Origin of the sequence: Chloracidobacterium validum (assembly GCF_018304825.1) — a bacterium.
Taxonomy (GTDB): Bacteria; Acidobacteriota; Blastocatellia; order Chloracidobacteriales; family Chloracidobacteriaceae; genus Chloracidobacterium; species Chloracidobacterium validum.
On record NZ_CP072648.1, the window covers coordinates 1,228,162 to 1,249,798 of the forward strand.

Sequence of the window (21,637 nt, forward strand, 5' to 3'; positions counted from 1 at the left end):
CCCAGGACGGCCTTCCAGGATGTGCGTCAGTGGTTATGCCACCAAAGTTATGCCACCAGCCTGCCGTGCGCTACACCAACGCGCCGCACTAGATGACTTTGACTTCACTTTGCAGCGCTGACAACAGCTCACTGGCTTGTTGCCCAGGATCGCCCGTGATTTTGCGTCCTGCCTGGCGCGGCGGCGGTAAGCGAAGCGCCAGCGTGGTCAGTCCGGCCGCTTCTGGCCCGACGTCAGCCGCGGATAGCCCAAAATCAGCTAAACTTTTCGTTACCAAAGGCTTTTTCTTAGCCTGCATGATGCTTTGCAGTTTTGGATAGCGCGGCTCATTGAGACCCTTCTGAGCGCCAATGACCGCCGGAAGCACCGTTTCAACGACTTCGATACCGCCTTCAATCTCTCGTTCAGCGCGCAGCCGTCCGTCGCCGACTTCAAGCTTCGTGACGACTGTGACCTGTGGCCAGCCAAGTTTTTCGGCAACAATGGCGTGGACTTGCTGGTTGTCGCCGCCAACCCCATGTTTGCCAAAGAAAACGATGTCGGGCGTCAGCGCCTTGAGTGCCGCCGCCAAGGTTTTGCCGACGCAGAGGGGGTCATCGGTTGCGATACCAGCACTCGAAATGTGAATGGCTTCGTCGGCGCCACGCGCCAGGGCCTCGCGCAGGAGATTCGGTACCTCGTCGCCACCGAGCGACAGGGCAATTACCTGCCCACCTTTGGACTCCTTGAGTCGAACGGCTTCTTCAAGCGCGAATTCGTCGTAGGGGCTAATGATGAACTTCACATCCGTCCGCTCGATTGAGCAACCGTCGGCCGCAATTTTAATGCGGGTGTCGGTTTCCGGTACGGCTTTGATACAAACAGTAATTTTCACAGGAAAGCCTCCAATCATGATAGCGGCGAGCCACGTCTGCTAGCCAGCAGCTTGGTGGGAAAACGCACATATAGCACGCGGTTTCCATAACTGGCAACCGTCTCAATCAGCGTGGCGCTCAGCGAGTCTGTCCAAGGCTAAACAGTTGCTCTCCGCTCAGATAGGGCTTCGGCCACCAGCGCCGTAATCTCGTGATGGACATCCGCCACGCGAACACCGGCGGCCCGGAGCGCTTCGACCTTTTGGCGCGGACTTCCCATGCCTTGTTCCATGATGGCCCCGGCATGCCCAAAGGTAATCCCTGACGGCATGGCGTCGGCAAATTTTCCAGCAATGAAAGCGATGAGCGGTTTCGTGAACCCCCCGGCTTTGACCAACTCTGCCGCTTGTTCTTCATACACGCCACCCGGCTCGCCAAACATCACGACGGCGTCGGTGTCTGGATCGGACTCAAAGAGCGGCAGTAAGTCGGCGAAGGTCGAGCAGGCGATGACATCCCCGCCAACGCTCAGGGCCGTGCTGATACCGAATCCGGCCTGGCACAGCACCCAAGCCGTCTCGCTGGTCATCGAGCCAGACTTGCTGACAATGCCAATGCGTCCTGGCTTGAACTGGAAGTCTGGATTTGTTCCGCCGATGGGGCCAAGCTTGCACTTGCCTGGCGTCAAAATCCCAACCGAGGTTGGACCGACCACCCGCGCGCCTTTGCTGACCGCGTAGGAATACAAGTCTGCCGTGTCGTGAACCGGAACGCGCTCCGTGATGATGTTGATCAGCCGGATACCGTTGCTAATGGCTTCGATGGCAGCGTCCTTGGCCGAAAGTGGCGGCACGTAAACGAGCGATGTGTTGATTGTTGGATGGGCCGCCAGCGCCTGCTTGAAGGTATCGTAAACCGGCACGCCGTGGACGACTTCGCCCCCCTTGCCCGGCGTCACGCCGGCCAGCACCTTCGTGCCGTAGCGCAGCATCTCGTTGGTGACAAATGAACCCTCTCGACCGGTGATGCCCTGTACGACAACGTGTGTGTTCTCATCAACCAAGATACCCATATATGCCTCTTCTGATGTGTCGTCTCCTGAGTGACTCTCCTGAGTGACTGCCTCACGCTCGCCGTGTCGAATCTGGGCTTAGCAGTTCAGGCTGCGTAGCTTGTTTTTATACTCCTCACTTTTTTGAATGACGATTTTGGCGCTTTCGGTCATCGGCATTTCCGGGCCAAAGATGGTCATATCCAAGTGGAGTTCCTCGCGCGCGCGCTCAAGCGCTGCCCGGGCCTCATCCCAGCCTGGGCCGCCACGCCGGACGACAATCGGAAATGGTGGGCGAATGGCTCTGAGTCCAGCAATGAAGCCTTCCATCGTGATGTCCACACGGGTGTTGTTCGCCACCGCCCCCACGTGCCAACAAGCCGTTAGTCCAGGTTTGGAGAGCACCACCCGCGTCAGCTTTTCGACTTTCTCAGCCGGTGGGTTGCCACCATATTCCGTGTAGTTGGCCGGGCGGCCGCCATAGCTGATCAGGGCGTCCATATTGGTGATTGAGCCACCGCCACCGGCGCTCATCATGGCAATATCGCCATCGAGTTCGATGTATTTGCCAGCCACGCCCCGGTAGTCATTCTGGTCAATCAGTTTGGCTTGTAACTCGCGTTCGGTCAGCGGGCGTCCGAGTCCGCCACGCGGTGGATAGTTGAAATCCCGGTGGCGCGTCATGGCGTCATCGTCCAGGATCACAACGGCGTCGGCGGCAAAAAAATTCATTTTAGGCGTTTCGATGACCGGGTTGATTTCAAGCAACCGGATGTCATTCTCACGGAAACAGCGGTAAGCGCGCACCATCAGGTCGGCCATCTTGCGCATGCGCTCCTCACGAAACCCGGCTTCAGCCGCAATCTCGCGCGCTTTCCACTCCGGCAATCCGAAAATGGAGTCAATCGGACGGATGACCGTTTTTTCCGGGTGACGATGCGTGAGTTCCTCGACATCCACGCCACCTTGCTGACTCAAGATCACCACCGGCGCGCGGTGATAGCCGTCAAATGTCAGCGAGAGATAATACTCCCCAACGATGGACAGTCGCTGCTCAACCAGAACGCCAACCGATTCCGAGCCGTGAATCGTGGCGTGCAGGAGGAGTTCTACGGCCAACTCAGCGCCTTCGGCCGTTTTACAGAACCGGATGCCACCGGCCTTGCCGCGTTTACCGGCAAGAACCTGCGCCTTGACGGCAACTTCGCCAACTTCTTCAACAAATGCCTCGATATTTCCAGTGTTTTGCGGGGCATTGATGAAGATACCCTCCGGCACGCGGATGCCATACTTCTTGAAGAGCGACTTGCCTTCGTATTCGTAGAGATTCATGGAACCCACCCCAGATGTACAGTGAATGGCCCGCCCAGGCCGCCAGTGGCAGAAAGGCCGCCTGAGCAACAAGCTGTCCGCCGTGTGCCATAACGCACATAGTCGAGCGTAGCTTTGCCAATTGCTGACCGAACGTCAACTGTTCACTGGACTGGAAGGCTTGTTTTTGTGATTTAGCGGCTGAGGAAGGCTACGTCTGCGCCCAGGGTGAGAAACAAAATCACACTGACGAAGGCATTGGTGGTAAAGAAAGCGGCATCGAGGCGCGACAGGTCGGATGGGCTAACCAGTCGGTGCTGGTGAATGAGCAAGCCGCCCGTTGCGAGCACCCCAACCAACGCGAGCCAGCCGAGTCCGGTCATCCACACAAGACCAACGAGAGCGGCAAACATCGCGGCGTGGAGACCCCGCGCGACCTGCATGGCCCGCGCAATCCCAAGCCACTTCGGAATAGAATGCAGGGTTGGGTGTTGTCGGTCAAAGTCGTAATCCTGGCAGGCGTAAAGAATGTCAAAGCCGGCCGTCCAGAGCAGGACGCAAAGCGCGAGCAGCACGGCCGTGTCGTCGAGTGTTCCCCGGATAGCCACCCAGGCCCCGGCTGGGGCAATGGCCAGGCACCAGCCGAGTACGATGTGGGAAAACGACGTAAAACGCTTGGTGTAGGAATAAAAAAGCACCGAACCAAGCGCAATCGGCGAAAGCCAAAGTGCCAGTGGATTGAGCATCGCAGCGGCCAGAAAGAGCAGCGTGGCGGCCGCCACCGTGAAGCCGGCCACGAAACTTCGGCTCACCAATCGAGCGGGAAGCGCCCGATTGGCCGTCCGCGGATTGGCTGCATCATAGGGTTCATCCACCAGGCGGTTGAAGGCCATGGCGGCACTGCGCGCCCCAACCATCGCGACGGTGATCCAGAGGAGTTGGTCGAGCCGGGGCAGTCCGCGCGCTGCGAGAAACGCCCCTAGAAAAGCAAACGGCAACGCAAACAGCGTGTGCTCGATCTTGATCATCTCGCAGGTCGTTTTGACGTTGCGCAGTACGGTGGACATCATGTCATCCCTCAGCGACCAACCGGCAGGCATACAGATTCAGGGAGGCGTAACCTTATTAATCCGATGCCGAGAGCTTGGCAAGCGAGGTGACCGGAATACCGTCCAACCAGACGATAGGTCGCGCCCAGCGGGCGCCAGCGTTGTCTTGGGCACTGACCGGCACTGGGTAGTTTCAGCGTTTCAAAACGATGCTGGCGATCTGGCTTGGGTCCCCTTTGATGCCAGACTCAGGAATGATCTGTCCGTTGAAGTCGCACTGCGGATCCAGCCAGAGCTTGAGGTTGTGCCGCTGGGCAAACTGACGAACCTCACCAATGGCTTCGTAGCGCGTGACGAAAAACTCGTCCGAGCTTGGTGGAACATAGCGCGCCAGGAATGACATGCCGACTTCTTCGCGCTCGAAAACCGGCAGCGCGTTGCCAAAAACCCGACGGATATCAAGCTGTTGGCCGGCGAGCGGGGCAATCCGTCCGTCTGCCGTGCGAATGCATAGTACGTTGACTCTCTGCGTCATAGCCAGGTCTTTCAAAGAAGAAAGGATTCAAACGAAACGGGGACTGGCGAGGACGGAACCGCCTGGCGGCGGGGATTGGCGAGCAGCGCCCGCCACCGAAGTGGTGCTACTGTGAATGTCGTTCATCGGTCATAAAAACGCTAGAAAAACTTCATTTGACAGAAGTCGTCCGCGAATCGTGAGGCGAAGCCGATCCGGCGTTATCACAACCAGGCCGGCCGCCTGCAAATCATCGAGCACCAAGCGGTAGGCGCTGAGGTCAATCCCATGCTTGGCGCACAGCGGCGCGACCGCTACCCCTTCGTCCAGGCGCAGTCCAAGCATGAGTTCTTCGTGCCAGCGGTCGTGTGCCGAGCGTTGGGTACGGGTTATTACGGCGTGATGGCGCTGCTCGATTTGTGAGCAATAGTCTTCCAGGCGTTCGCTGTTCCAATAGCGCTCATCCCCATCATAGCCGTGCGCTCCGACACCAAAGGCCGCGTAGGGCACGTCAGTCCAGTACTTCAGATTGTGTCGCGCGCGATAGCCTGGGCGCGCGAAGTTTGAAATCTCGTAGGCGTCAAACCCGGCTTGCGTCAAGGTCTCCAGCAACACAAGGTACATTTCGGCGGCCGCGTCCTCATCGAGCGCCGGAAGGCGTCCCGTGGCCAGTTGGCGGGCCAGCGTTGTCTGCGCCTTGACTTCCAGCAGGTAAAGGGAAAGGTGCTCTGGTTCGAGGGCGAGCGCTTCGGTCAGGTTTGCGCGCCAGTCAGACAGGGTTTGCTCAGGGAGTCCGGCAATCAGGTCAAGGCTGATGTTATCGAAGCCAGCGTTTCGCGCGGCCTGGAAGGCGCGCTTGGCGGCTTGTGCGCTGTGGTCGCGTCCGGTGAGTGCCAGATCGCGGTCACTGAAGGACTGGACGCCCAAGCTCAAGCGCGTCACGCCGAGTGCGCGATAGGCTTCCAGGCGATCTGGTTGGGCATCACCGGGATTGATTTCAAGGGTAACTTCAGTGTCGGGAGCAAAGTCGAAGGTGGCTCGGCAGGACTGTAGCACGCGCGCGAGTTGAGATGGCGTGAGGCGGGAAGGGGTCCCGCCACCGACATAGAGCGTATCCGCCTGGCGTGTTGGAAAGGCCAGTGGAACGGTGGCGCAAGCTTCCGCGAAGTGCCGCAACTCTTGTTCAAGTGCCCGGACGTAACGCTCTGCCAGAACGTGGTCATAGCTGCGCGTCACAAAGGCGCAGTAGGTACACTTCGTGACACAAAACGGAAAATGAACGTACACGCCAATCCGAGGCATGGTTTGAGGAGCGTCACCAAGGCTGCCGATGTGGGAGGTGCTTGCCATACGCATGGACAGTTCACGGGCCAAAGCGGTACGGTTCAAACCCATCTGGACACCTTTTGATTTTTAAAACAAGGACAGCTCGTGTAAACGCGAGTTGCCGCCCGACAAGGTTGGTGGGAGCGTATGGAAGCGCTTGATATGCGCCGCTTGTTGCAGGAGACCGGCGCGCTGTTGACCGGCCACTTCCTGTTGAGTTCTGGCTTGCATAGCCCAAACTATGTGCAGTGCGCCCGCTTGCTTCAGTTTCCGACGGTGGCCGAGCCGGTTGGGCAAGCGTTGGGTGCGCGCTTGCAGGCAGTTGGCGGGGAGCCGGATGTCATTGTGGCGCCGGCGATTGGCGGCATCGTGATCGCCCATGAAGTGGCGCGCGCGCTGGGCGTCAGGTGTGTCTTTGTCGAGCGGGAACAAGGCGTGATGACCCTCCGGCGCGGCTTCACGCTCGCGGAGGGCGAGCGCGCGTTCGTCGTCGAGGATGTCGTCACGACCGGTGGTTCAACCCGCGAGACCATGGCCGTGGTGAGCCAGGCTGGGGCGCGGACACTGGCGGTTGGCGCAATCATTGACCGCAGCGGCGGTCAGTCCGGTTTTGAGTTACCCTTTGCGTCCTTGATTGCATTGAGCGTTCCAACTTACCATGCCACAGACTGTCCGTTATGCCAGGCCGGCCTGCCACTCATCAAACCTGGAAGTCGCACCTTCAAAGCCAGCGAGTAACGCCTTATGGAAGCTACATTGCCAACCTCCACCGGCAAGCGGCTCGCGCCAATGCCGCCAGACCAACACTGGTTGTTTGGGAGTTTTCTCCCGGTGCGCAACGACCTGCTGAATTTCTACACGCGCATGTTTCGTGAACTGGGGGACATCATCCGGTTTCGCGGCTTGCCGGGACTGTACTGGCATCTCGTGCTGCACCCGGCCTATGTCGAGCACGTGCTGCTCCGCAATCAGCAAAACTACCGCAAGGGGAAGGTCTTTGACGGCCCCATCGGGTTGATTACCGGCAATGGGCTTCTGACCAGTGACGGTGATTTCTGGCGTCGGCAGCGCAAGCTCATGCAGCCATCGTTTCACCGCCAAGCGCTCACCGGATTTGTCACTACGATGGCCGCGGAAACTGAAACGCTCTTCGCTCGGTGGGATGCTCACGCCCACCGTGGTGAGCCGTTTGATGTTGCCCAGGAGATGGCCGCGTTGACGCTGGGCATTGCCGGACTTACGCTTTTCTCAACGCCCGTTGGGGAATCGGCCGACGCCTTTGGGCAAAACCTGCGAACCGCGTTCGATTTCGTTGGTTTCAAGATGCGTCCAACGCTGCCGGTGCCATTGTGGGTGCCAACGCCGTCGAACCTGCGCTTCAAGGCGGCCCGCCGCCGCCTGGACGCGGTGGTGTATCAAATCATCGAGCGGCGGCGGAAAACCCTCAACCCCCCGCCGGATTTGCTGACGATGCTGATGGCCGCCCGGGATGAAGATACTGGTGAGGCCATGAGCGACCTTCAGCTACGGGATGAAGTCATCACGCTCCTGCTTGCCGGGCATGAAACCACAGCTATTACACTGACCTGGGCATTTTACGTCCTGACCCAGGAGCCGGTCGTTGCGGAGCGTTTGTACGAGGAAGTTCGGTCGGTGCTGCGTGGGGCAGAGGCGACCGTCGAGGACCTCCGGCGCTTGCCGTACACCCGCATGGTGATTGAAGAAACCATGCGGTTATATCCTCCGGCGTGGGGGTTGCCCCGCGAAGCAATCAATGAGGATGAAATCGGCGGCTACTACATCCCAGGGCGGACGCTGGTGGCGCTCAATCAGTTTTTGACCCACCGCCACCCAGATTTTTGGGAAGACCCGGAGCGGTTTGATCCAGAGCGATTTTCACCAGAACGTGCAGTTGGCCGTCCAATGTTTGCCTACTTCCCCTTTGGCGGCGGCCAGCGGGTGTGTATCGGGAGCCAGTTTGCGCTCATGGAAGCGACGCTTGTGCTGGCGATGCTCACGCAGCGTTATCGGTTCAAGCTTGTGCCGGGGCATCCCATCGAGTTCGACACGCTGTTCACGCTCCGGCCTAAGCATGGCGTGCGTGTCATTTGTGAGCGGCGGGCAGGGGAGCCGTCGGCAGCGAATCTTTCGTGATTGGTAGGGGAATCGGATCGCCGCGAAAACGTGGCTGCGTGTCGAGTAAGTAAACATCGAGCACGGCCTTACACCGCGCGCCGTATTCCCTTAGCCGGGTTCGCGCCGAGGCCGACCAAGGAAGGTTGGGCGCACCATAGGCAATCGCCGCGATGCCAAACCGATCACACAGAAACAGCGCGCGATAGACGTGAAACTCGTCTGAAATGATCGTGAAGCGGGACTGCCCAAAAATGTCCCGCGCCCGCACCACGGAGTCCAGGGTACGGCGTCCGGCATAGTCCGCTGTCATGGCAGCGTCTGGAATACCTAACCCGCGCAGCGACTTGCGCATTTCGGTCGGTTCGTCATAGGCCAAGCTTTGGTTTGAACCGCTGAGAATCAGGTGCTGGACTTTGCCAGCGTGGTACAACTCGGCGGCGGCCTGGATGCGGTTTTGAAAGTATGGGTTGAGTCCGCCGGTCGGAAGGTACTTGGATGTTCCGAGAACCACCCCCACCGCGTTGGCCGGCATCTGCGCGGGATGGGCAAACACACGTCGGTAGGTCGAAGAAACCACCCACAGGTTAGCCGAGAAAACCAAAAACGGTGGCAGCGCCAACCCAAACAGGATTGCCCACTGCCACCGGGCCAGGCGAGGTTTGCGCCTCATCATCTGGTTGGGCGAAGGAGCGGCTCAAGCTGTAACGAGGCTGCGCTCCAGGCACTGCCGACGCAACTCAACCCGGTAGTCATAAAGCACCTTGTGAACTTGGCGTGGCGTGACACCTCCGACCTTTTCGGCAATGGTCGTGTGGAGGGCACGCTCGGGTGGGGCATCCTGGTTCAAGTAGTTCTGATACTCAGCCAGAATGGCCGCTTGCTGCTGGGGTGTGACCTCTGGCAGGTCGGGCGGAAACTTGCTGTCGTCGTAGAGAACATCAATCCACCGCAACACTTGGTATGGGGTGACGAAACTGAGTTCGTGAGCAATGGCTTCGGGTAGCTCCTCGTAGGACTCATCGCTTTCACTCAAGTGCCTACAGAAAGCTTTCTCGATTAGGAAGAGTTGCTGGCGCGTGGGTTTGGGCGTGGGCGATTGCTCGTACTGCGACTGCGCCCACTGTCGGATGACAAGCACGACGGAATCAAGGCTCACCCCGAGTTGTTGGGCGATGAAGCGTCGCCGTCCACCTGGGGGCCGCTGTCCAGTCTCGATGAAGTGCCGGTACATGGCGATGGCCTGTTCGCGTTGAGCCGGTGTGAGGTCAATCGTGGCCGTCTCGAGTGCAGCGCGGAGTTCTTGAATGACTTCCGAGACGACGGCACGGCTCACCCATAGTTGCTGGGAGATGGCCGTGTGAATCCGCCGCAGGTAGCGTTCGATTTGCTTGGCATCGAGTGGAATGGCGCTGCCGGGCACGGTCTGAAGATGCTGGAACGCCGCAGCGATGCGCGCGCGCACTTCAGGCGTCAGCGTGCGGACTTGTGGTTGGCGCTGCCGGGCGATGCCTTTTTGGCGCTTGCCGTTTGGCAGACCCATCGGCGGGCGACCACCCATGACGACTTTGGCTAGTTTTGGGGAGGACGGCGCCGACCCCGTTGGCAGGTGTCCGCTTGGTTCATGCCCAGCCCGCCGTGGCTGATGCTTGGCGCAAAAACGCGCCTTGCGATCGGTGGAAAAGAACGTCGTGCCACACTGGTCGCAGGAACGGCGAAACTTCATCCCTGTCATAATTCGCGACCTCGTTTGGGCGCTCCTGTGGGACGCGCGGAATTGGAAGAGTCTTTAGAAAAGTTATGTCACACAAGAGCTGAAATCAATGTGAAGCTGACGGTGACGTGGCAGGCGGCAGTGTGGCCTCTTGTTCATCGAGTTCACGCTTGATGGCATCCAGGACGCCGTTGATGAATTGGGACGCTTCGGGCGTGCTGAATCGCCGGGCGACTTCTAGCGCCTCATTGATGACAACCGCACGGGGCGTCTCGGTTTCATACAAAAATTCATAAACTGCGACCCGGAGGATATTGCGATCCACAATTGCCATGCGTGAGATGCGCCAATGGTCAGTGTGTCGGCTAATCACCAAGTCAATATCAGATAGATGGTTGACAACCCCGGTGACGATCTGGTTGGCAAAGGCCGGGACTTCTATCCGGTGCTCTTTTTTGAGTTCGGTCAGTTCATTCCAGTAGCTTTCAAATAAATAGTCGAGCGATGGCTGACTGAGGTCATATTGAAAAAGCATTTGCAACGCACATTCGCGCGCACGTCGTCGAGAACCCATAATGCTTAGTGAATCCAGTTGCAGTGCGAAGCAAATTGGCTGGCGTGCGTAGCTGGCGCGCTAGGATTTGGCCACGTCGATTGCCCGGTAGAGATTAGCCAGCTCAATCGCGGCCATGACGGCTTCCACGCCCTTGTTGCCGGCTTTCATCCCCGCGCGATCAATGGCTTGTTCGAGACTGTCAGCCGTGATGACCCCGAACGTTACCGGGATGCCAGTTTCTAGCGAAACCGCGGCAATCCCCTTGGTGACTTCGGCTGCAATATAGTCAAAGTGCGGCGTTTCACCGCGAACCAGTGCACCAAGACAGATAATGACATCCCAGTTTCCGGTCAGGGCAAGTTTTTTGACGGTGAGTGGAATCTCGAATGAGCCTGGAACGCGGGCAACCGTGCATGCACTCGGTTGCCCGCCCAGCCGCTCAAACGTATCCAACGCCCCTGCAAGCAGGCGGTTGACCACAAAGTCATTCCACCGACTCACGACGAATGCTGCCCTGAGACCATCCGCGACAAGTTTTCCTTGGACCTCACGTGCAGCGTTCAGCGCCATGTTCGTCGTGTTCGCATCACTCATAATCTTTACGATGTTCGTCGGTTGCATCGCGCTGCGACCCAACGAAACCGTAAGCCGGTGTGATTTATCATGGCGTCCCAGAGGGCGCAACCATCTCAGGCAGCTTAGGCGGCGTAGCTACTTGTTTTATCGCTCTACGAAGCCCGTACTTGCTGCACGGCGCGCTTCATCAATGATCACAAGTTGCTGGAGGAGTTCAGGGAGGCGATCCAGCGGGAGCGCATTGGGCCCGTCGCTCAGAGCGCGTGGTGGGTCGTCGTGAACTTCCATGAAAAGGCCGTCCACGCCACAGGCAACGCCGGCGCGCGCAAGGTGCGGAATAAACCTTGCATCGCCGTCAGACGACGCCCCGCGTCCGCCAGGACGCTGAAGGCTGTGGGTGACATCAAACACAACTGGATGGCCAAACTCGCGCATGATGGGAAAGCTGCGCATGTCCACCACCAAGTTGTTGTAACCAAATGAGGCCCCGCGTTCCGTCAACCAGATGTCTGAAGCCTGTGCCATCTGGAGCTTTTCGACGACGTGGCGCATGTCCCACGGCGCAAGAAATTGCCCTTTTTTGACGTTGACGGTGCGTCCGGTGGCGGCAGCGGCGAGCAAGAGGTCGGTCTGACGGCAAAGAAAGGCCGGAATCTGAAGTACGTCAACGACTTCGGCTGCTGGAGCCGCCTGGTCGGTGGCGTGGATGTCGGTCAGCACGGGCACCCCCTGGGTTGCCTTGACGCGCTGTAAGATGCGCAGCCCTTCCTCTCGCCCCGGTCCGCGAAATGACGTGTGTGAGGTCCGATTGGCTTTGTCGTAAGAAGCCTTGAAAACGTAGGGAATGCCAAGCCGCCGAGTGATGGTTGCAATGGCTTCCGCCATGTGGAGGGCGTGCGCCTCACTTTCAATCACGCAGGGGCCGGCAATCAAGAAGAAGCCTTGCCGCAATTGGTCAGGAGAAAAGAGCGTCGAAGCCATGCGGGTTTACCTATGCGGTGGAAACACATCACGAATTTGCGCCACAATGGCGGCATGCCGGATGCCATTGCTGGCCACCAGTCCGGCCCGATGATGCAGGTCAGGCTGGCGGTAGTCGAGGGGTTGCCCCTGAAAATCGGTCAAGACGCCGCCGGCTGCCCGTAAGATGGCCTCCGGCCCGGCAGTGTCCCAGAGCTTGGAACGGGTTGAGGCGCTGATAAAAAGGTCGGCGCGTCGTTCGACCAAAAGCCCAATCTTGAGTCCACCGCTCCCGGAGACAATTTCCTTGTGGATGCCGAGTCGTTCGGCAGCGGTAGCAAGGTAGCGGTTGCGGTGCGACCGGCTGGCCGCGAGCGTCATCGCGCTAATGTCGTTGACGGAGGAAACACGCAGTGGCTGGCAGTCACCCTGCCAGTCGAGCCAGGCGCCGTAGGGAGTCGCGTACCAGGTTTTGCCGGTCGTTGGTTGATGAACGACACCCAAGCTGGGGCATCCGTGCTCACACAGCCCAATCATAATCGAAAATTCCCCGTTGCCAGCCAAAAACTCCTTCGTTCCGTCAATTGGGTCAATGAACCAGACCCGTGGTGCCGTGGCGCGTCTGATCGGGTCATCATCTTCAGCTTCCTCGGAAACAATCAAGTCATCTGGAAAGTGACGCTGGAGTTCGGTGACCAGAAACGCATTGATCGCGCGGTCGGTGTCCGTGACCGGCTCAGCGTCCGCCTTGTAGCTGACACGGATCCCATGCTTGAGGTCGGAAAGCGCTCGCTGCCCAGCTTCAATCGCTAGTTGGCGAACGATGCTTGTGTCGGTGGCAACGTTCTCGTGCGACATTGAACAATTCCTGAATTCCGAGACTGGGGTGCTTTCAAGATGTGCAAGTGACAGAATCTGTTTAGACTGGTTGACATAAAATGTCACTATGGCGGTGTCATGATTCCCTAAACTCCTTGAGCGTACAGTGTTGTTGATATGATATGTGTGTCGGCGGCGTCTAAAATTACCAAAAGGTGCATTGTCCGCGTGAAAACACGAGACAAGCAGGCGATGAAGCTTTTGGCACAAGGCTTGCTTCCTCAGTAGGTGAAAACGTGCGCTTTCGTCCTGACCGTTCTGCTGGCGTTGAGCCACGAGACCTTCACGCCTTGCTGCCCAAGGCAACAGATTATGGCCACGAGCCTTTTCCCACCAAGGAGACCTACGAACCATGAACCTCAAGAAGCAAAAGGGTTTTTCACTCATCGAACTGCTTATCGTCGTTGCTATCATCGGCATCATTGCGGCGATTGCGGTTCCTAACCTTCTCGCCGCTCGCCGCAGCGCCAACGACGCTTCCGCGCAGCAAACGCTCCGCAACATTCACTCTGCCAACGCGACCTATGAGTCGGGTATCGGTCGTGGCAACTTCGCTTCACCGATAGCGCTGTTGGGCGGTTCAGATACCAACAACGTTGGTATGCTCGATGAAACGGTCATCAACGCAACGACAACGCCAAAGAGCGGCTTTAGCTTGCAAAACTACAGCGCAACAGGGAAGACCTCCACAACAGCGGCGCTGTACTCAGTGCAGAACGTCCCATCTCAGTCAACAGGTATTTCTCGTACCGGCAACCGTTCCTTCTTTATCAATGAAACGGGTGTGGTGCGCTCATCCGATGCTTCAAACCAAGTGGCTAACTCCACCTCTTCACCAATCGGCAACTAGTTTTCTGGTTGTTTGATATGCAAACGGGGAAGCCAAGTTGGCTTCCCCGTTTTTGTTTTTATTGATTCGCTTCTGTACCGGTAACATCCGCGACTTGCTTGGTAGGCAGTATCAGGTTCTTTAGCGAGTGTAGAGCGGAAAGTCGTGGGTCAACTCGCGTACCTTTTGGCGAACTGCCGTCTGCCGGGAGGCATCCTCAACATTAGACAGCACTTCGACAATTAGCTTTCCAACATAGCGCAGATCATCCTCGCGCATGCCACGGGTGGTGAGCGCTGGTGTGCCAAGGCGGATGCCACTACCGATCATGGGTGGGTTGGTGTCGAAGGGAATGGTGTTTTTATTGACGGTAATACCAGCCCGCTCAAGTGCCTGCTCGGCTGCTTTGCCGGTGACACCCTTCGTGAACACATCCACCAGGATAAGGTGGTTGTCCGTTCCACCGGTGACCAGACGGAAGCCAGCATCGGCAAGAACTTCACCTAAAGCCACCGCGTTTTTCCGAACCTGCCGTTGATACTCGATAAAGTTTGGAGCTAGTGCTTCTTTGAAGCACACCGCTTTGGCCGCAATAATGTGCATGAGCGGGCCCCCCTGGACACCGGGGAACACCGCACGGTCAATGAGTTTAGCGTCTTCGGTACGGCAGGCGATGAGTCCGCCCCGCGGTCCGCGTAGCGTTTTGTGGGTGGTGGTGGTCACAAAGTCCACACAGCCAACGGGAGATGGATGTTCACCGGCCGCGACCAGCCCGGCAATATGCGCCATGTCAGCCAGCACGCGCGCACCAACGGCGCGGCCGATCTCACCAATCCGCGCAAAGTCAATCTGGCGTGGGTAGGCACTTGCGCCACAGATAATAAGCTTGGGGCGGTGCTTGTCAGCCAGTTGAGCCAGCGCGTCGTAATCCAACCGCTCAGTATCACGATCCACGCCATAGGTGACGACATTGAAATACATCCCGGAGATGTTGAGCGGATGTCCGTGTGTGAGGTGTCCGCCATGGGCGAGGTCCATCCCTAGAATGGTATCCCCTGGCTTGAGCGTGGCCAGAAAAACAGCCATGTTGGCTTGTGCGCCGGAATGGGGTTGGACATTGACGTGCTCGGCGCCAAAAAGTTGCTTGGCCCGCTCGATGGCGAGGCGTTCGGCAACATCCACAAACTCACAACCGCCGTAGTATCGGCGACCGGGATAGCCTTCGGCATACTTGTTGGTCATGACCGAGCCGGCGGCTTCCATCACGGCCTGGCTGGCGTAGTTTTCGGAAGCAATCATTTCAAGCCCATCAGCCAGCCGATTCGTTTCATCCACAAGGGCCTGGGCAATCTCAGGGTCGGTTTCAAGGAGAGAGCGATTGAAAGTAAGTGGCATGGCAAGTATTTCAGCAAAAAGCAAAAAGTTGAGGGGGGTTAGTGCTGTGTCGAGGCTTCAAGCGCGGCAATCTTTTCAATTCGTCGCGCATGCCGCCCGCCCGCGAAGGCGGTCTTGAGAAATGTCTCAATGACTTCGGGCAGCATGTCTGGGTTGGCGTTGCGCACGCCCATGGCCATCACGTTGGCATCATTGTGCTCGCGCGCCAGCCGCGCTGTTTCCACATCGTGAACGACCGCCGCTCGGATGCCAGGGATCTTGTTGGCGGCAATCCCAATCCCAATCCCTGTCCCACAGAAAAGCAATCCACACTGGGCGTCTTGCTTGGCGACGGCTTCGCCAACCGCGCGGGCATAGTCCGGGTAGTCCACTGACTCCGTATCGGTTTGGGTTCCAAAGTCTTCGTAGGCAACACCCAGCCGCTCTAGCACACGCTTGGCGGCTTCTTTGCCGGCGAAGCCGGCGTGATCGCTACCGAGGGCAACTTTCATTTGAAAACTCCAACTGGCAACCCGGCTTGGCGCGGGGGAGTGTACGCTGGCGTACAGGCTGGTAGTGTAGCACGCTTAGTTTTCCGGCGGGAATCGTTTTACCTTGGGCGCGCGCATGCCCTACTGTGTGGCCAGCGTAAGGCGTGCCTGCCTGTGACCTGAAAGCAAGCTCGAGTTTGCTGAGGGGTGATCGCTATGAGTCGCAAAAAAGTTCGTCGTCGTGGATGGCTGCCAGAAACGGAACGCTCACTGCATAGCCACCTGACAATGCGTGATAACGCACATACGCTTGACCGTCGGGAAGTCCTGGATTTGGTTCGTGGCGGTGAAGATAGCGAGGTCGAATTCAAGGTTCGCTACAGCAACCCGGAGCGCATTGCGGCTGAAATTCTGGCGCTCGCCAACAGTGGGGGTGGCGCGATTTTGTTTGGTGTCAGTGACACCTGCCGGGTCGAGGGACTGGATGACGCCGAGCGCGTCGAGGTCGAGCTGCGGGAACTTTGCGCCACGGTGATGTCCCCGCCAGTGCATCCCTACATCAACAAAGTCGCCTTTGACAGCGGCAAGCGCGTGCTGGTGCTCGAAGTGGATGATCGCCGCGCGCCCCACGCTAGCCGCGACGGTAAGTATTACATCCGCATCGGCTCAACCAAGCGCGAGGCGGATAGCCAGGAAATTGCGGAGTTGTTCCACCGCTACAATGCGGCGCGCTATGAACAGGTTCCCCTTCATCAGGTTTCGTTTGACGACATTGATGACGCCGGCGTGTGGAGTTACCTGCGCGCCGTAGTGCCGGACGAATCGCGTTTGCCCAAGGGCTTCCCAACGGCGATGGCCATGACCGACATGCGCCTGGCGGTCATGACGGCCGATGACTATGTGCCGACGGTTGCCGGACTGGTACTGTTCGGACAGAGTCGCGCCATGGAACGGTCATTTCCGCGCAGCCACATCACGCTGACCCGTCTTGCTGGCCACGATGCGTCCGCGCCGGTGATTGAACAAGCCACCTTTACTGGAAATGTAGCGAGTCTCTACTGGCGCGCAGAAAGCTTCCTGACGCGCTATGTGGATTTGCATGACGCGCCCTTGACGCGGCGTGAAGCAAGGACTGACGCTGATGCCCGCGCCGCTTACTCCCGCCCGGCTGTGATGGAAGCTCTCACCAATGCGCTGGTGCACCGTGACTATGGTATCCGTCAGGAAGGTATCCGTATCATGCTCTATGACCGACGGCTGGAGCTTAGCAACCCGGCGGTTGGAAAGCATATTTGGCGTGGCGCACTTGATTACGGTGTCAGCCATCCCAACAACCCCAGCATCAAGAGTTTCTTCAAGAACACTGCTTATGGCGTGACAACCTATGCCGGCGGCTTGCCAATGGTGCGGCGCGAGACGCTCCGTTTTGCCCGGCGCGAGCCGAAAATAACCACGCTGCCTCACGAGTTTCGAATCGAACTACCTGCCGCAAATGCCCAGTAGAAACAACAATGAACCCGAATGAAAAGCCGCTTTCCGTTGCTGATGCGCAAGCCACCGCGCTGGAGTGGATAACGCCGCTTGGCGTCGAGCGCGTCTCTCTGCTGGACAGCATCGGGCGGGTCTTGGCTGAGACCGTCGTTGCGCCAGGTGATCTGCCGCCCTTCGACAATGCGGCCATGGATGGCTACGCCGTCATCGCCACTGATACTACTGGGGCAAGCGAAGCGTCACCGGTTTGCCTCCACGTCATTGAGCGCGTCACGGCCGGACAGCTTCCAGACCGTCCACTGTTGCCAGGTCAAGCCATCCGAATCATGACCGGCGCACCGCTGCCAGAAGGCGCCTCTGGGGTGGTGATGCAGGAGCAGGTTCGGCGGGAAGGTGATATGCTCACGCTGACTCGTCCAGTCCTGGAAGGGGACAACATCCGCCGTCGTGGGGAAGATGTTGCAGCCGGACAGCCGGTGATGGCGGTTGGTGAACGCCTCACGCCTGCCCACATCGGTGTCTTGGCCGCCTTTCACCGGTCATTTGTGACGGTACGGCGGCGTCCGGTCGTGGCTATTCTGGCCACCGGGGATGAACTTATCGAGGTAGATGAACCAGCGACACCCGGCAAAATCGTCAACAGCAATACCTATGCCCTCGCTGCGCTTGTCCAGGAGTCCGGCGCACACCCGCTTGTGTTGCCACTGGCGCGCGACAACCAGGCCCAAGTTGAGGCTTCATTTGCTGAAGCTGCCGCAGCGGCCGATCTCATTGTGTCGTCGGGTGGCGTTTCGGTCGGCGATCACGATTTGGTCAAACCGGCACTAGAAAATTTAGGTCTGGAAGCCCGCTTCTGGCGGGTGTGGATGAAACCAGGGAAACCACTGCTGTTTGGCCGCCTGCGCGGCCGGCCCTGCTTTGGGCTGCCCGGCAATCCGGTATCCAGCATGGTTTGCTTCCATCTTTTTGTGCGCCCGGCGCTTGGCAAGATGCTGGGCCTGCCGGACGTCGAGTGGCGACTCCCGGAAGTCACCGCGCGGCTGGCAGGTGAGGTCAAAACAAAGGGGGATCGCCCAACCTACCTGCGCGCGCGGCTGTTTTGGACAGACGGCGAGTGGCAGGCCGCTGTCCTCCCAGGGCAAGGCTCTGGGATGCTGACCTCTATGCTCGGTGCCAATGGATTGGTTTTTTTTGCTGAAGGAAAACAACTGGGCCGAATGGGAGAACCTGTGCCGGCGCTGTTACTGACGGCCCTGACTCACGGCCAGCCAAGCTTCATCAAAAAGCAACTGATTGGCTAAAACATAGCTTGCAAGGCGTCGTGTGGCGCAGCACCGTGCGACCACGGTGGAACTTTTTGATGGGCGCAGCTTTTGTGTCTTCACGTTATTCAACGTTGGTCTGGCGTTGCCTCGTTGCCCTGATTGGTATTGTGGCGAGTGGGCAACTGGGAAAAGGGCAGAACGTCGCTTTGGAGTCTCGTCCGTCAGTTCGTATCACCCGAACCGACGAACCGATGACGGTGGACGGCCGCCTCGATGAACCCGCCTGGCAAACGGCTGAAGTCATTCGGGACTTTCGTCAGCAAGAGCCTTTTGAGGGTTCGCTCCCGACGGAAAAGACCGAGTGCCGCCTGCTCTATGACAAAAGCTACATCTACATCGGTATTCGGTGCTTTGACAGCGAGCCGGACAATATCAACGCCCGCGACCTCAACCGCGATTCGAGCTTCAGCAACGACGACAAACTCGTGGTGTTGCTGGATACCTATCGGGATGGGCGAAACGCTTATCGCTTTTCGGTCAACCCCTTGGGAACCCAGTCTGACGCGCTCATTACCGATGAAGGACGGGATTTCAATCTGTCATGGGATACGCAGTGGCTGTCTGGCGCGACACGCGACGGCGAAGGCTGGTCGGCTGAAATGGCCATCCCGCTGGTGAGCCTGCGGTTTCGCAAGGGCGCCGACACCTGGGGGTTCAATGTGTCGCGGATCATCCGCCGCAAAAATGAAATCTTGCTCTGGACGAGTTGGCAGCGCGCTTTTGGGTTGTTGCGGGTTTCCCAAGCCGGACTGCTGACCGGCGTTGAGGGCATCACGCGCCCCCGTTTGATTGAAATCAAGCCCTATGTCACCGGCCGCGCACGCCAGGATGTTCCGGTTCCCCTCGGCAATCGGCTGGAGTCCGGCTTTTCCGGCTCGGTCGGAATCGAGGTGGCGCGGATTGGGATCACGCCCTCGCTGACGGCGGAATTTACTGCCAATCCAGACTTTGGGCAGGCTGAGGTTGATCAGCAAGTCGTCAACCTGACGCGCTTTTCCGTGTTCTTTCCTGAGCGACGGGATTTTTTCCTTGAAAACGCCGGTATCTTTCTTTTTGGGCGTCCGGGGGTCAATCAGTTGTTTTTCACGCGCCGCATTGGATTGACTGACAACGGCGCGCCGCTTCCAATAGATATCGGCGCCAAGGTGACGGGTAAAGCCGGGAAGTGGAACATCGGTTTTTTGCACGTTGAGACTCGTCCATTGCGGGATGAGGCCGGTAACGTCACCGTGCCACGCGAGCGTTTCACCGTAGCGCGTGTCAAGCGTGACCTCAGCACTCGCTCCAATATCGGCGCTATCGCGCTGAATCGCCAAGGCGGGGAACGGCGGGCCTATAACCGTGGCGTCGGACTGGATGCGCAGATTAACTTCAACGACTACTGGACGAGTTACGCCTTTCTTGCCAAAACCTTTTCGCCCGGACTCCAGGGCGACGCCATGACGTTCCGCTTTCAGAGCGGTTACGATACCAACCAGATACGGCTTTTTGGGGTTTACGAAGAAATCGGTCGTAACTTCAACCCTGAACTTGGCTTCGTCCTGCGCCGCGACGTGCGGCAGTACTTTGGAGATGCCGCCTACAAGTGGCGGCCGGCGGCCATTGCCAAAACCATTCGTGAGATTCGCTTCGAGGGGTTTGGCGAATACTACCAAGACCGGCGGACGGGCGACCTTCAGACCCGAACCATCGCCACAGCGGTGAATATTGATTTTGCCAACTCGGCCAGCCTTATCTTGCGTCCGCTGCGGACTGAAACGGATGCGTTGACGCGGCCGTTTCAGATTCGTCCGGGCATTACGATCCCACCTGGGGTGTACACCTTCAATCGTCATGGGGGGAGCTTGGCGACCAATCGCAGCCGACGGTTTGTCTTCGATACAGGGGGAAGTTGGGGTGGTTTTTATGGCGGGAGCCGGCAGGAAGTGAACGCTGGTTTTACCTGGCGGCCAGACTCCCACCTGTCACTTGAAGCCAGTCACAGTTTCAATGCCGTTCAGCTACCACAGGGGAATTTTTCAACCAGCTTGTTCAATGGGCGGGTAACGTATAACTTTTCGCGCAAGTGGCTTTCGACCTGCCTCGTTCAACTCAACTCAGCCGCGCGCCTGACCAGCATCAACGCCCGGGTGCGCTATATCTACCGTCCAAACTCAGACATTTTTTTCATTTATAACCAGACATCTGGGGTTGGGGTCGAGCGTCCGAATCGTCAGTTTCAAATCAAGGTAACGTATGATTTTATTCGTTGATGCCGCTTTTCAAGCCCGCCCAATATTGAACGTCTGATTCAACCTTCTTGGAGGTTCACGACTCCCATGCAGCCTTTTCCCCCTCCCTACACACCCCCTCCCTACACGCCACCCGCGCCAGCGAAGAAGTCAAGCAACACACTCATTTGGGTGCTCGGTGGCTGCGGCTGCGTTTCAATTCTTGCGATTGCGGTTTTCGCCATCCTGTTACTCATTTCGCTGTCAAGTGGTGGCACGATTCCGCCCGATAAGCAGGCTTACATTGGCAACTGGCAGGGAGATGGGGTCACCCTCAACATCTCAGGGGACGGCAAGGTGAACTGGCGCTCCCAGAAAGGCAACGCATCGAAGTCCGTCGAGAATCTGCCTATCCAGCGCTTTATTGGCGATGACTTTGAAGTGGGGGTTGGCCCCTTCACGACTAGGTTCACCGTGCAGAGTGCGCCAAAGATGATCGCCGGCCGGTGGACCATGACGATTGAAGGAACAACGGTAACGCGCGACGGCGGTGGTGGTTCAACGCCGGACGATAGCTCTACCGGCATACCGGACGGTGGTTCTTCATCCGGTGGTCTCCGCGACTTGAAAATGGCCCGCCTCACCGGCAGCAATGACGATGACATGACCTTTACCTCGACGTTTGACACGAGCGACACGAAGATCACCTGTGTCATCTACCCGACCAAAATCCTGGAAGGGGAAACCTACGGCACCCGGTGGTATGCCGAGCGTGTTCCGCGGTTGAGTCGTGACAAACTGATTGGGGAAGTTGACTTCCCAACGATTACTAAAGAAACGAGCCGTTTGACCGGTATTCGCCTTTCGCTGACATCGGATAGTGGTTTCCCGCCAGGGTTATACCGGGTCGAGGTCATTCGGGATGGGGCGGTGATAGGAACAACCCGTTTCACTGTGCAATAAGCGCCAAGTGATGCTGCGTGGCCGCGACTGG

The 21,637-nt window shown here is 58.2% G+C and carries 21 protein-coding genes; 7 read left to right on the plus strand and 14 right to left on the minus strand.

Features of this window, described 5'->3' with window-relative positions; all coding sequences use genetic code 11:
* Nucleotides 1-88: 88 nt before the first annotated feature.
* The 6 genes from J8C06_RS05130 to hemW form a co-directional block, all read right to left on the minus strand.
* The gene (locus tag J8C06_RS05130) at nucleotides 89-874 is read right to left on the minus strand and encodes an electron transfer flavoprotein subunit beta/FixA family protein (protein ID WP_211429704.1); all 786 of its coding nucleotides are present in this window, start codon (nucleotides 872-874) and stop codon (nucleotides 89-91) included.
* 137 nt (nucleotides 875-1,011) lie between these two features.
* Nucleotides 1,012-1,926 (minus strand): succinate--CoA ligase subunit alpha, encoded by a 915-nt coding sequence (locus J8C06_RS05135; protein WP_211429705.1) that lies wholly within the window; start codon nucleotides 1,924-1,926, stop codon nucleotides 1,012-1,014.
* Between the two features lie 78 nt (nucleotides 1,927-2,004).
* Nucleotides 2,005-3,237, minus strand: a complete 1,233-nt coding sequence (locus J8C06_RS05140) for an ATP-grasp domain-containing protein (protein ID WP_211429706.1) — start codon at nucleotides 3,235-3,237, stop codon at nucleotides 2,005-2,007.
* A gap of 173 nt (nucleotides 3,238-3,410) precedes the next feature.
* Nucleotides 3,411-4,286: a UbiA-like polyprenyltransferase gene (locus tag J8C06_RS05145; RefSeq protein ID WP_343216887.1), complete on the minus strand. Its 876-nt coding sequence runs from the start codon at nucleotides 4,284-4,286 to the stop codon at nucleotides 3,411-3,413.
* A gap of 172 nt (nucleotides 4,287-4,458) precedes the next feature.
* Nucleotides 4,459-4,800 (minus strand): hypothetical protein, encoded by a 342-nt coding sequence (locus J8C06_RS05150; RefSeq protein WP_211429707.1) that lies wholly within the window; start codon nucleotides 4,798-4,800, stop codon nucleotides 4,459-4,461.
* 129 nt (nucleotides 4,801-4,929) lie between these two features.
* Nucleotides 4,930-6,129 (minus strand): radical SAM family heme chaperone HemW, encoded by a 1,200-nt coding sequence (gene hemW / locus J8C06_RS05155; RefSeq protein ID WP_211429708.1) that lies wholly within the window; start codon nucleotides 6,127-6,129, stop codon nucleotides 4,930-4,932.
* A gap of 123 nt (nucleotides 6,130-6,252) precedes the next feature.
* Here hemW and pyrE point away from each other — a divergent pair, with 123 nt between their 5' ends.
* Nucleotides 6,253-6,843, plus strand: a complete 591-nt coding sequence (gene pyrE / locus J8C06_RS05160; RefSeq protein ID WP_211429709.1) for an orotate phosphoribosyltransferase — start codon at nucleotides 6,253-6,255, stop codon at nucleotides 6,841-6,843.
* Nucleotides 6,844-6,849: 6 nt separating this feature from the next.
* A complete protein-coding gene (locus J8C06_RS05165; RefSeq protein ID WP_211429710.1) occupies nucleotides 6,850-8,259 on the plus strand; it encodes a cytochrome P450 in 1,410 nt (469 codons plus the stop codon).
* Here J8C06_RS05165 and J8C06_RS05170 read toward each other — a convergent pair.
* The 6 genes from J8C06_RS05170 to J8C06_RS05195 form a co-directional block, all read right to left on the minus strand.
* The gene (locus J8C06_RS05170; protein ID WP_211429711.1) at nucleotides 8,210-8,911 is read right to left on the minus strand and encodes a SanA/YdcF family protein; all 702 of its coding nucleotides are present in this window, start codon (nucleotides 8,909-8,911) and stop codon (nucleotides 8,210-8,212) included. The two genes, J8C06_RS05165 and J8C06_RS05170, sit on opposite strands and share 50 nt — an antisense overlap.
* 24 nt (nucleotides 8,912-8,935) lie before the next feature.
* Complete coding sequence (locus J8C06_RS05175; RefSeq protein ID WP_211429712.1) at nucleotides 8,936-9,973, minus strand: hypothetical protein; 1,038 nt, start codon at nucleotides 9,971-9,973, stop codon at nucleotides 8,936-8,938.
* Between the two features lie 85 nt (nucleotides 9,974-10,058).
* Nucleotides 10,059-10,526 (minus strand): transcription antitermination factor NusB, encoded by a 468-nt coding sequence (gene nusB / locus J8C06_RS05180; protein ID WP_211429713.1) that lies wholly within the window; start codon nucleotides 10,524-10,526, stop codon nucleotides 10,059-10,061.
* Between the two features lie 60 nt (nucleotides 10,527-10,586).
* Nucleotides 10,587-11,102: a 6,7-dimethyl-8-ribityllumazine synthase gene (gene ribH, locus J8C06_RS05185; RefSeq protein ID WP_455423716.1), complete on the minus strand. Its 516-nt coding sequence runs from the start codon at nucleotides 11,100-11,102 to the stop codon at nucleotides 10,587-10,589.
* Between the two features lie 126 nt (nucleotides 11,103-11,228).
* A complete protein-coding gene (gene kdsA / locus J8C06_RS05190; protein WP_211429714.1) occupies nucleotides 11,229-12,065 on the minus strand; it encodes a 3-deoxy-8-phosphooctulonate synthase in 837 nt (278 codons plus the stop codon).
* A gap of 6 nt (nucleotides 12,066-12,071) precedes the next feature.
* The gene (locus J8C06_RS05195) at nucleotides 12,072-12,902 is read right to left on the minus strand and encodes a 3'(2'),5'-bisphosphate nucleotidase CysQ family protein (RefSeq protein WP_211429715.1); all 831 of its coding nucleotides are present in this window, start codon (nucleotides 12,900-12,902) and stop codon (nucleotides 12,072-12,074) included.
* A gap of 373 nt (nucleotides 12,903-13,275) precedes the next feature.
* On the opposite strand from J8C06_RS05195, the gene J8C06_RS15285 reads away from it, so the two are divergent.
* Nucleotides 13,276-13,773 (plus strand): type II secretion system protein, encoded by a 498-nt coding sequence (locus tag J8C06_RS15285; protein ID WP_211429716.1) that lies wholly within the window; start codon nucleotides 13,276-13,278, stop codon nucleotides 13,771-13,773.
* A 120-nt stretch (nucleotides 13,774-13,893) separates the two neighbouring features.
* Here the strand turns inward: J8C06_RS15285 and J8C06_RS05205 are convergent, their stop codons facing one another.
* Together J8C06_RS05205 and rpiB are read right to left on the minus strand one after the other, a co-directional pair.
* A complete protein-coding gene (locus J8C06_RS05205; protein ID WP_211429717.1) occupies nucleotides 13,894-15,147 on the minus strand; it encodes a serine hydroxymethyltransferase in 1,254 nt (417 codons plus the stop codon).
* Between the two features lie 38 nt (nucleotides 15,148-15,185).
* Nucleotides 15,186-15,638, minus strand: coding sequence for a ribose 5-phosphate isomerase B (rpiB, locus tag J8C06_RS05210; protein WP_211429718.1), 453 nt, complete (start codon nucleotides 15,636-15,638; stop codon nucleotides 15,186-15,188).
* 195 nt (nucleotides 15,639-15,833) lie between these two features.
* Here rpiB and J8C06_RS05215 point away from each other — a divergent pair, with 195 nt between their 5' ends.
* The 4 genes from J8C06_RS05215 (at nucleotide 15,834) to J8C06_RS05230 (ending at nucleotide 21,606) form a co-directional block, all read left to right on the plus strand.
* A complete protein-coding gene (locus J8C06_RS05215; protein ID WP_211429719.1) occupies nucleotides 15,834-17,120 on the plus strand; it encodes an RNA-binding domain-containing protein in 1,287 nt (428 codons plus the stop codon).
* 8 nt (nucleotides 17,121-17,128) lie between these two features.
* Nucleotides 17,129-18,409 carry a molybdopterin molybdotransferase MoeA gene (locus tag J8C06_RS05220; protein ID WP_211429720.1) on the plus strand — a complete coding sequence of 427 codons (1,281 nt, stop codon included), beginning with the start codon at nucleotides 17,129-17,131 and terminating at the stop codon, nucleotides 18,407-18,409.
* A gap of 74 nt (nucleotides 18,410-18,483) precedes the next feature.
* Entirely contained in the window at nucleotides 18,484-20,685 is a 2,202-nt protein-coding gene (locus tag J8C06_RS05225; RefSeq protein WP_211429721.1) for a carbohydrate binding family 9 domain-containing protein, read from the plus strand.
* A 66-nt stretch (nucleotides 20,686-20,751) separates the two neighbouring features.
* Nucleotides 20,752-21,606 (plus strand): hypothetical protein, encoded by an 855-nt coding sequence (locus J8C06_RS05230; RefSeq protein WP_211429722.1) that lies wholly within the window; start codon nucleotides 20,752-20,754, stop codon nucleotides 21,604-21,606.
* Nucleotides 21,607-21,637 lie beyond the last annotated feature (31 nt).

What these genes read in the sequence shown, in the direction of transcription:
- J8C06_RS05205 (WP_211429717.1), bottom strand. Translation starts at nt 15,147, where the DNA reads ATGCCACTTACTTTCAATCGCTCTCTCCTTGAAACCGACCCTGAGATT.
- J8C06_RS05170 (WP_211429711.1), bottom strand. Translation starts at nt 8,911, where the DNA reads ATGAGGCGCAAACCTCGCCTGGCCCGGTGGCAGTGGGCAATCCTGTTT.
- nusB (WP_211429713.1), bottom strand. Translation starts at nt 10,526, where the DNA reads ATGGGTTCTCGACGACGTGCGCGCGAATGTGCGTTGCAAATGCTTTTT.
- kdsA (WP_211429714.1), bottom strand. Translation starts at nt 12,065, where the DNA reads ATGGCTTCGACGCTCTTTTCTCCTGACCAATTGCGGCAAGGCTTCTTC.
- J8C06_RS05175 (WP_211429712.1), bottom strand. Translation starts at nt 9,973, where the DNA reads ATGACAGGGATGAAGTTTCGCCGTTCCTGCGACCAGTGTGGCACGACG.
- J8C06_RS05135 (WP_211429705.1), bottom strand. Translation starts at nt 1,926, where the DNA reads ATGGGTATCTTGGTTGATGAGAACACACACGTTGTCGTACAGGGCATC.
- J8C06_RS05140 (WP_211429706.1), bottom strand. Translation starts at nt 3,237, where the DNA reads ATGAATCTCTACGAATACGAAGGCAAGTCGCTCTTCAAGAAGTATGGC.
- ribH (WP_455423716.1), bottom strand. Translation starts at nt 11,102, where the DNA reads ATGAGTGATGCGAACACGACGAACATGGCGCTGAACGCTGCACGTGAG.
- J8C06_RS05220 (WP_211429720.1), top strand. Translation starts at nt 17,129, where the DNA reads ATGAACCCGAATGAAAAGCCGCTTTCCGTTGCTGATGCGCAAGCCACC.
- hemW (WP_211429708.1), bottom strand. Translation starts at nt 6,129, where the DNA reads ATGGCAAGCACCTCCCACATCGGCAGCCTTGGTGACGCTCCTCAAACC.
- J8C06_RS05165 (WP_211429710.1), top strand. Translation starts at nt 6,850, where the DNA reads ATGGAAGCTACATTGCCAACCTCCACCGGCAAGCGGCTCGCGCCAATG.
- J8C06_RS05150 (WP_211429707.1), bottom strand. Translation starts at nt 4,800, where the DNA reads ATGACGCAGAGAGTCAACGTACTATGCATTCGCACGGCAGACGGACGG.
- rpiB (WP_211429718.1), bottom strand. Translation starts at nt 15,638, where the DNA reads ATGAAAGTTGCCCTCGGTAGCGATCACGCCGGCTTCGCCGGCAAAGAA.
- J8C06_RS05215 (WP_211429719.1), top strand. Translation starts at nt 15,834, where the DNA reads ATGAGTCGCAAAAAAGTTCGTCGTCGTGGATGGCTGCCAGAAACGGAA.
- pyrE (WP_211429709.1), top strand. Translation starts at nt 6,253, where the DNA reads ATGGAAGCGCTTGATATGCGCCGCTTGTTGCAGGAGACCGGCGCGCTG.
- J8C06_RS05145 (WP_343216887.1), bottom strand. Translation starts at nt 4,286, where the DNA reads ATGATGTCCACCGTACTGCGCAACGTCAAAACGACCTGCGAGATGATC.
- J8C06_RS05230 (WP_211429722.1), top strand. Translation starts at nt 20,752, where the DNA reads ATGCAGCCTTTTCCCCCTCCCTACACACCCCCTCCCTACACGCCACCC.
- J8C06_RS05195 (WP_211429715.1), bottom strand. Translation starts at nt 12,902, where the DNA reads ATGTCGCACGAGAACGTTGCCACCGACACAAGCATCGTTCGCCAACTA.
- J8C06_RS15285 (WP_211429716.1), top strand. Translation starts at nt 13,276, where the DNA reads ATGAACCTCAAGAAGCAAAAGGGTTTTTCACTCATCGAACTGCTTATC.